The sequence below is a fragment of the Frankia sp. CoWAU3 genome, assembly GCF_977971855.1.
This window is the reverse complement of the sequence record NZ_CDWWXB010000006.1, coordinates 38,469-46,948: the sequence shown is the minus strand read 5'-3', so window position 1 is coordinate 46,948 and position 8,480 is coordinate 38,469. Positions and strand designations below refer to the sequence as shown.

Genomic DNA, 8,480 nt, shown 5'->3' with positions numbered 1-8,480 from the left:
GCACCCCGCACCCCGCACCCCGCACCAGGAGCTTCCCTTACCCTTCCGGCGGCTTCCTTCTTCTTCCCGAGGCTTCGATGCCCGTTTCCTTCCTCGTGGATAACCGGGAAGGAGCAGCTCGTACAGTCGTCGCATGGCCCGTGTTGTGGTGATCGGCGCCGGTGTGGGCGGGCTGGCAGCCGCGGCCCGGCTCGCCGCCACCGGGCATGACGTGACGCTCTGCGAGCAGTCGTCGCGGACCGCGAGGCAAGCTCGGCTGGTACGAGCGCGACGGGTTCGGCTTCGACACCGGTCCGTCCCTGCTGACCATGCCCGGCGTGTTCGAGGACCTGTTTACCGCGACCGGCGGGCCGTTGCGCGGCGAGGTGGAGCTGCGTCGGCTGGACCCGATCGCGTCCTACCGGTTCGCCGACGGCACGACGCTCACCGCACATGCCGACGACGACGCGTTCGTGGCCGAACTGGACGATCGGATCGCCCCCGGGTCGGGCGAGGACTGGCGGCGGCTCGCCGACCGGGCCTGCCGGGTCTTCGACGCCGCCGAAGGACCGTTCCTGTCCAGTCCCGTGTCGGCGACCGGGCTGATTCGGCTCGCCTGGTCCGCACCCGGTGACATCGCCGCGATCGCGCCCGGCCGGAGCCTGCGCCGGCTGGGCCTGCGCTACCTGCGTGATCCCCGGCTGCGGATGATCCTGGACCGCTATGCCACCTACTCCGGGTCCGATCCCCGGCACGCCCCCGCCGCTCTGGTGTCGGTGATCCACGCGGAACGGCGCTTCGGGGGCTGGTACGTCGCGGGCGGCCTGCGCCGCCTCGGGGATGCGCTCACCCGCCGCGCCGAGGAACGCGGCGTCCGGATCCTGCTCGACGCGCCGGTGCTGGCGGTGACCCGGACCCCCGGCGGCCGGGTCGACGGGGTCCGTCTCGCCGACGGTATCCGGCTGCCCGCGGACGTCGTCGTCGCGAACGCCGACGCGGCGGCGCTCTACGGCCGGCTGGTGAACGATCGGGTCGGCCGCCGGCGGCTGCGGCGGACGGTACCGTCGATGTCCGGCTTCGTGCTGCTGCTGGCCCTGACGGGTCGCACGCCCGGGCTGGGGCATCACACGGTCACCTTCCCCGCCGACTACGACGCCGAGTTCGATGCCGTCTTCGCGGGCCGGCTGGCGGCCGATCCCACTATCTATCTTGCCGCGCCCGCCGACCCGGCCTGCGCGCCGCCAGGCTGCGAGGCGTGGTTCATCCTGGTGAACGCGCCCCCACATCGCGGCACGGGCGGCCACGACGGCGCAGGCACCCTGGACTGGGACCGTCCCGGGCTCACCGACGGCTACGCCCGGCGCATCCTCGATGTGCTCGCCGCCCGCGGGTTCGACGTCCGCTCCCGGTTGCGCTGGTACGAGACCATCACCCCGGCGGATCTGGAACGGCGCACCGGGACGGTGGGCGGATCCATCTACGGTGGATCCTCGAACGGCGTGCGGGCGGCCTTCCTGCGGCCTCCGAACGCATCCCGGGTACCCGGCCTGTTCCTCGTCGGTGGGTCAACCCATCCCGGCGGCGGGCTGCCGCTCGTCGTGCTCTCCGCCGGCATCGTCGCCGGTCTCATCGGCCCGGCCTGACCCGGCTGTCAGGGCCGCGTGGACCGTGGCCGTGAGCTGAAGGAGGCCGATGGCGCAGACCGCCAGCATCGCGGTCGTCGCGATACTCGCGGCGAGGTTCGCGAGGCCGGGTACCAGACCCGCTCCGAACGAGCCAACCGCGGCGATGATGATCCGGGTCGGCCGCTCCCCGACGGTCACCACACCGATCTCGTCGAAGCCGGCGTTGCCGGCCCGGGCCCGGGTGTACTCCAGCAGTCCCAGCATGCTGCCTGTCGCAATCACGAGGCCGCCGGGTGCGCCGAGACACCACAGGGCCAGCAGGTAGGCCAGGTCACCGCAGCGGTCCACGACGGAGTCCAGGACATATCCCCAGGCGCTCGCGCGTCGGGTGAGGATCGCCACCGCTCCGTCGAGGTTGTCGGCCAGGCCACTGAGCACGATCACCAGAGCCCCTAGCAGTGGCCACCGGCCACCGGCCACGGCCGGGGGAATCGCGAGGGCGGTGAGCACGGCCCCCCGGCGGTCACCGCCGACGGGCGCACCCGGCGGGCGGCGAGCGGCCTGGCCAGCCAGTAGACCACCGTCAACCAGGCACGAACGAGCCATAGCCCGCGCGCCAGGTCGTAGCCGCCGTGCAGGGCCGACCATTGGGCAAGGTAGGTGTCCCGACCAGGTAGCGGGGTGCTCACGTCGTCCATCGTGCCCGTCGTCCATCCCGTTCCGCCATCCCGTTCCGCCCGGTACGGCCAGCGCCCCGCCCGGTACGCCGCCATCCGTCCGGTACGCCGTCTCGCGCTGGGACATGCTGGGACATAGAGTCTCGTCGTCCCCTACCGCGAGCCGTAGCGGCACCCTGCGTCCGGCCGGCGACCAAAACCGAAGGCGTCGATCGGTCACCGGACCGGCCCGAGGTCGGGAGACGCGGTGTCGGAGGAACAGCGGTGTCACGAGAGAACAGCGGTGCCACCCAGACGTGGCGGGAGTGACGTGTCCGAACAGGTAGGCGGCGTAGTGGAGACCCTTGAGGACCTCGACCCGCGGGCGGTCTTCTCCGCCCATCGCGACCAGGTGATCCTTGCGGTACGGATCACCCCGATCTTCAACACCCTTGATCTCAGCCTGGTGACGGCGGTGGTGGACGCCGCCAACCAGGCCGGGTTCGCGCTGGTCCGGGAGCATTCGCTCCGCGACGAATGGCTGCTGTGCGTCTTCGATGCCTACGACGAGCACGACTGAATGCCAGCCCGGCGGCATGAGCGCGGACGGGTCGGGCGAGCGGCCCACCCGTCATGCGCCACCGGGACACCCCGCGGACCGGCCACCCAGCGGACCGCGGCCGGCTATCGGACCGCCTGGTAGATCTCCCGGGTGGCGCTGGAGCGGTTGAGGGTGATGAAGTGCAGGCCCGGTGCACCGCCGTCCAGCAGGCGACGGGACAACTCGGTCGCCACCTCGACCCCGATCGCCCGCACGGCCGCCGGGTCGTCGGCGACGGCCTGCAACCGGGAGGCCAGCGCCGGCGGGAAGGCCGCACCGGACAGCTGCGCCATCCGGACGATCTGCGCGACGTTCGTCACCGGCATGATCCCAGGAATGATCGGCTTGTCGCAGCCCAGCCGGCGGACCCGGTCGACGAGACGGAAATAGTCGTCAGCGCCGAAGAAGAACTGGGTGATGGCGTAGTCCGCGCCGGCGTCGAACTTGCCCACCAGGTAGCGCGCGTCGCTGTCGAAGTCGACCGATCGTGGGTGCTTGTCGGGGAAGGCTGCCACGCCGACGCAGAAGCCGCCGACCGACCTCACCAGGCGCACGAGTTCGTCCGCGTGCCGCAGGCCCGCTGGATGGGCAGTCCAGGTGCCCTGCGGATCCCCTGGCGGGTCGCCGCGCAGGGCCAGGACGTTGCGCACCCCGACGCCGGCGTAGTTGCCGATGACCCGGCGCAGCTCGGCGACGGAGTGGTTGACCGCGGTGAGATGGGCGATCGGCGTGAGGGTGGTGTCGGTGGCGATCCGCTCGGTCATCCGGATCGTGCCCTCGCGCGTCGACCCGCCCGCCCCGTACGTCACCGAGACGAACGAGGGATGCAGCGCCTCGATCTGGCGCAGGGCCGTCCACAACTGCCGCTCGCCGTCCGGCGTCTTCGGCGGAAAGAACTCGAAGGAAAAGGACGCACGACCGGTGGCGAGGTACTCGCCCATCGTCGTGGGTTGCGTGCTCAGACTCCGGACCGCCGCCATGGCACGAGGGTAGACCGAGCGTGGCCACGATCGAAGACGGACCCCCGATCGGAAACACGACCGATCAGGCCCCGACAGCGGGCAGCAACATTTCCCCGGCGTGATCCCACGAATCCCCAACGTGATCACGCGAGAGTCATGATCCGTCGATTCCACCAACGTGGGTGAGCAACCCGGCTGAAAAGGGCTCGTTGGGCGGGACCAGCTGGGACAACCCAGATGGGCGGTAGATGGACAAGAGGCGTCAGATGGACAAGGGTCCCAGCGGCGCGGCGAGACCGACCCGTACCCGCCCGGACACGCTGCGCGCCACCACCTGGCACGCCGCGTGCGCCGACGGGGTCAGCTCCACGTCGGCCGCCCCGGGATCGGCGGTCTCCACCTCCACCCCGTACTCGCCGTCGGGCAGCATGACGGTGACCATGCCCGTCTCGCTCTGCGCCCGCACACCGTCCGGCGGTTCGCTGAAGTGCAGGTTGACGTCGCCGTCCCGGCTGCGCGCGGCGACCGGACCGCGCGTGAGCTCCCGCCCGGCGATGGTGCCATCGCGGGTGACCAGGGACAGTTCACCGCCGACCCCCCACAGCGTGATTTCGCCGGCGAGCACCTCGGCCCGCACCCGGACCCGTGGCGGCACGGTCAGCCTGACCCGCACGTCGCTGGCCCGGCCGTCGATCCGCAGCGTGCTCCCGGCCCTCGTGAGCGCGGGCACGGACCGACCGGGACGACGCCGCACGGTCAGCGCGACGTGCACGTCCTCGCGGTCCCGCCCGGAGATCTCGACGCGGCCGGCGGCCACCAGGATCTCCACGGCGTCGATACCGTCGACAGTGTGAGTCAGCTCCGCGGGTGGCAGCCGCAACAGGGTCCATCCGCCCAGTGCGGCGGCGACCAGCAGAACGGCGACCACGACGACGGCGGTGTCGAACACGGGCACACCGCACGGTACCCAGGACGCCGGCCAATCCCCGGCCACACCACGGTGCCGGACCACACCACGGTGGATGTGCGCGGGCGGGTCTCCGCCGTGTTGCGGCGCTTCACCGGTTCGCGCGGAGCGCTCCTGCGCGGAATCGACGACGATCTGATCCCGTTCGTCCGTATCGCCACCGAATTCCTGCTGGCGGAGGGCAAGCGGTTGCGTCCCGCCTTCTGCTACTGGGGGTGGCGGGGCGCGGGCGGCCCGGACTGCGACGAGATTGTGACCGCCGCCGCCATCGAGCTGCTGCACGCCTGCGCGCTGATCCACGACGACGTCATGGACGCCTCCGACACACGGCGCGGCAGGCCGGCCGCGCACCGGCGCTTCTCCCGGGTCCACCGGACCGCCGGCTGGCAGGGTGAGCCCGCCGACTTCGGCCGCTCGGCCGCGATCCTGCTCGGCGATCTGTTCCTGGCCTGGGCCGACGAACTGCTCGCGGCCAGCAGGATGCCACCCGAGGCGTTGGTCCGGGCCTGGCCCACCTACGGGCGGATGCGCAGCGAGCTGATGGCGGGGCAGTACCTCGACCTCGTCGGCCAGGCCGAGGCCGGTCCGCACGGCGGCCTCGATCCCGGGCGGGCGGTCCGCATCGCCCGGTACAAGACCGCCGGTTACACGGTGGTCCGTCCCCTGCAGCTCGGCGGTCTGCTCGCGGGCGCGCCGCCGGACCTGTTGGCGGCCTATGCGGCGTTCGGCCTGCCGCTCGGCGAGGCGTTCCAGCTCCGCGATGACCTCCTGGGCGTGTTCGGCGATCCGGCGGTGACGGGAAAACCCACCGGGGAGGATCTGCGTGACGGGCGGCCCACTGGCCTGCTGGCGCTCGCGTTGACCCGCGCGCAGCCGGCCGCGGCGGCCCGGCTGCGCGCGCTGATCTCCCCGCCGGTCCGGCGCGCCGGGCACTCTGAGGATGCGGGACAGCCCGAGAATCCCGGGTATTCCGGGTATTCCGGGGGACCCGGATGCTCCCCGGGATTCGGGCCCACCGAGAACCCCGCGGCCCGCGCCGCCCGGGTCGCCGAGGCCCGCGACATCATCGCCGCAAGCGGAGCGGTGGCCGCCGCCGAGGAACGGATCGCCGCCCGGACCGCCACGGCGGTCGAGGCGGCCCGACGGGCGGATCTGGACGTCACAACCCTCGCCGCCCTGACGGAACTCGCCATGGCAGCGACTTCACGATCACATTGAGCAACCGACTACATCGGGTAACCGCACCATCGACCAGGAAGTCCATCGACCAGGAAGCAGGTGGCAGGTGCGCACGGTGACCGGAGCGACGGATCACGTCGTCATCGTCGGGGCCGGTCTCGCCGGTCTGTCGGTCGCGCTGCGCCTGGTCGGAGCCGGCCGGCGGGTGACGGTGCTCGAGCGGGATGCGACCCCCGGCGGTCGGGCCGGCCTGCTCGCACTGGGCGACTATCGTTTCGACACCGGACCGACCGTCCTGACCATGCCCGAGCTGATTGCCGACGCCCTGGACTGTGTCGGGGAGGATCTCGACCGCTGGCTGTCGCTGACCCGGCTCGACCCGATGTACCGGGGGTTCTTCGCCGACGGTTCGTCGCTGGACATCCGCGCCGACCCCGCCGACACCGCACAGGAGATCCGGGCGCTGTGCGGCCCGGCGGAGGCGGCCGGCTTCGAGCGGTTCGTCGGAATCGTCACTGCAATGTTCCGCACCCAGCTGCGCCACTTCATCGACGCGCAGGTCGACTCCCCACTGTCGTTGCTGCGCCCGCAGCTCGCCCGGCTGGCCGCCATCGGCGGCTTCCGCCGGCTCGACACCGTCGTCGGCCGCCATCTACGGGACCCGCGGACCCGGCGGATGTTCTCCTTCCAGGCGATGTACGCCGGGCTCGCCCCGCACGACGCACTGGCCCTCTATGCCGTCATCTCCTACATGGACTGCGTCGCCGGGGTCTACCACCCGGCCGGCGGCATGCACGCCGTCGCCGAGGCGCTGGCCGGCGCCGCGGCCAAGCACGGTGCCACCCTGCGCTACGAGACCACGGTGACGCGGGTGGAGGTGCGGGGTGGCCGGGCGGTCGCGGTGCACACCGCGGCGGGGGAGCGCATCGGCGCCGACGTGGTGGTACTCAACCCCGACCTGCCGATCGCCTACACCGAACTGCTGCCTCCCTCGACGGCGCCGGCCCGCCTGCGCCGCCTGCGGTACTCGCCCTCGTGCTTCCTCCTGCTGGCTGGGGCGCGCGTGGAGTACCCGCACACCGCGCATCACACCATCCACTTCGGCCGGGCCTGGCGGTCGACCTTCCGCGAGATCATCAATCGCGGCGAGCTGATGAGCGACCCGTCCTTCCTCGTCACCACCCCCTCACGCACTGAACCCGCGATGGCCTCGGCCGGCGGCCACACGTACTGCGTGCTCTTCCCCACACCCAACCTCACCGCCCCGCTCGACTGGTCGGTGCTGCGCTCGCGCTACCGCGACGAGGTGGTCGCCACCTGCGAACGCCACGGCTATCGAGGCTTCGGCGACGCCATCGAGGTGGAGCAGGTGACCACGCCCGCCGACTGGCGGGCCCGCGGGATGGCGGCGGGCGCCCCGTTCGCGGCGGCCCACACCTTTCGCCAGACCGGTCCGTTCCGCCCCTCGAACCTGGCCCCGGGCCTCGCGAACGTCGTGTTCGCCGGCAGCGGCACCCGGCCCGGCGTCGGGGTCCCGATGGTCCTCATTTCCGGCCGGCTGGCCGCGGAGCGGATCCTCGGCGCTGACCGGGGTTACCGTTCCCGCGCCCTGTGCTGACCCGTGACGCACCCCGGCACCCCGGTGCCCCGAACATTTCCCACCGCCGAGAAGTTGCTGAAGAGCGGCTTAGATGAGGCTTCCGGCCAGGCCGTGCCGAGTCCTTTGGCACCCTGTTCCACGATGCGGCTGGGACAATGCTGCCATGGACGAAGGGCACAGCCCGGCCGGCCTCGCCGTACCGGACACCACGTCGGACGCGGCGCTGCTCGAACGCGCCCTGTTCGAGATCAAAAAAGTGATCGTCGGACAGGACCGGATGGTCGAACGCATGCTCGTCGCCCTGCTCGCCCGGGGCCACTGCCTGCTGGAGGGCGTGCCCGGGGTCGCGAAGACGCTGGCCGTGCAGACCCTCGCGACCGTCGTCGGCGGTTCGTTTGTCCGCATCCAGTTCACCAACGACCTCGTGCCCTCCGACATCGTCGGTGCCCGCATCTACCGGGCGAGTCAGGAGGCGTTCGACGTCGAGCTCGGCCCGGTCTTCGCGAACTTCGTGCTCGCCGACGAGATCAACCGGGCACCCGCGAAGGTGCAGTCGGCGCTGCTGGAGGTGATGTCGGAGAAGCAGGTCTCGCTCGGCGGGGTCACCCACCGGCTTCCCGAGCCGTTCCTGGTACTGGCCACCCAGAACCCGATCGAATCCGAGGGTGTCTACCCGCTACCGGAGGCGCAGCGGGACCGGTTCCTGATGAAGGTCAACGTCCCCTACCCGAACCCGGCGGAGGAGCTCGAGATCGTCCGGCGGATGGGCACCTCGCCACCGCTCCCCGAGCGGGTCCTGACCCCGCAGGCGCTGACCCGGCTGCAGACCCGGGCCGACGAGGTGTTCGTCCATCACGCCATCATCGAGTTCGCCGTCCGGCTGGTGCTCGCCACCCGGTCCCCCGGCGAGG

At 71.8% G+C, this 8,480-nt stretch carries 8 protein-coding genes and 1 pseudogene; 5 read left to right on the top strand and 4 right to left on the bottom strand.

Translation table 11 applies throughout. From position 1 onward, the window contains the following. Nucleotides 1–133 precede the first annotated feature (133 nt). Nucleotides 134–1,622, top strand: a pseudogene (locus AC08ON_RS01750) (phytoene desaturase family protein). Here the strand turns inward: AC08ON_RS01750 and AC08ON_RS01745 are convergent. Then, nucleotides 1,545–2,048 (bottom strand): CDP-alcohol phosphatidyltransferase family protein, encoded by a 504-nt coding sequence (locus AC08ON_RS01745; protein ID WP_476606143.1) that lies wholly within the window; start codon nt 2,046–2,048, stop codon nt 1,545–1,547. The pseudogene AC08ON_RS01750 and the gene AC08ON_RS01745 sit on opposite strands and share 78 nt — an antisense overlap. 8 nt (nt 2,049–2,056) lie before the next feature. Beyond that, nucleotides 2,057–2,302, bottom strand: coding sequence for a hypothetical protein (locus AC08ON_RS01740; protein WP_476606144.1), 246 nt, complete (start codon nt 2,300–2,302; stop codon nt 2,057–2,059). A 289-nt stretch (nt 2,303–2,591) separates the two neighbouring features. On the opposite strand from AC08ON_RS01740, the gene AC08ON_RS01735 reads away from it, so the two are divergent. Then, nucleotides 2,592–2,840, top strand: a complete 249-nt coding sequence (locus AC08ON_RS01735) for a hypothetical protein (protein ID WP_011435832.1) — start codon at nt 2,592–2,594, stop codon at nt 2,838–2,840. Between the two features lie 104 nt (nt 2,841–2,944). Here AC08ON_RS01735 and metF read toward each other — a convergent pair whose 3' ends face one another. Then, entirely contained in the window at nt 2,945–3,802 is an 858-nt protein-coding gene (gene metF, locus AC08ON_RS01730) for a methylenetetrahydrofolate reductase [NAD(P)H] (protein ID WP_476610006.1), read from the bottom strand. 283 nt (nt 3,803–4,085) lie between these two features. Next, entirely contained in the window at nt 4,086–4,772 is a 687-nt protein-coding gene (locus tag AC08ON_RS01725; protein WP_476606146.1) for a DUF4097 family beta strand repeat-containing protein, read from the bottom strand. A gap of 69 nt (nt 4,773–4,841) precedes the next feature. Between AC08ON_RS01725 and AC08ON_RS01720 the strand changes: the two genes are divergently transcribed. From AC08ON_RS01720 to AC08ON_RS01710, 3 genes are all read left to right on the top strand, one after another. Beyond that, complete coding sequence (locus tag AC08ON_RS01720; RefSeq protein ID WP_476616335.1) at nt 4,842–6,008, top strand: polyprenyl synthetase family protein; 1,167 nt, start codon at nt 4,842–4,844, stop codon at nt 6,006–6,008. A 67-nt stretch (nt 6,009–6,075) separates the two neighbouring features. Further along, a complete protein-coding gene (gene crtI, locus AC08ON_RS01715; protein ID WP_476606148.1) occupies nt 6,076–7,587 on the top strand; it encodes a phytoene desaturase family protein in 1,512 nt (503 codons plus the stop codon). A gap of 145 nt (nt 7,588–7,732) precedes the next feature. Next, on the top strand, nt 7,733–8,480 hold a 748-nt coding region (locus AC08ON_RS01710; protein WP_476616334.1), incomplete at its 3' end, for an AAA family ATPase.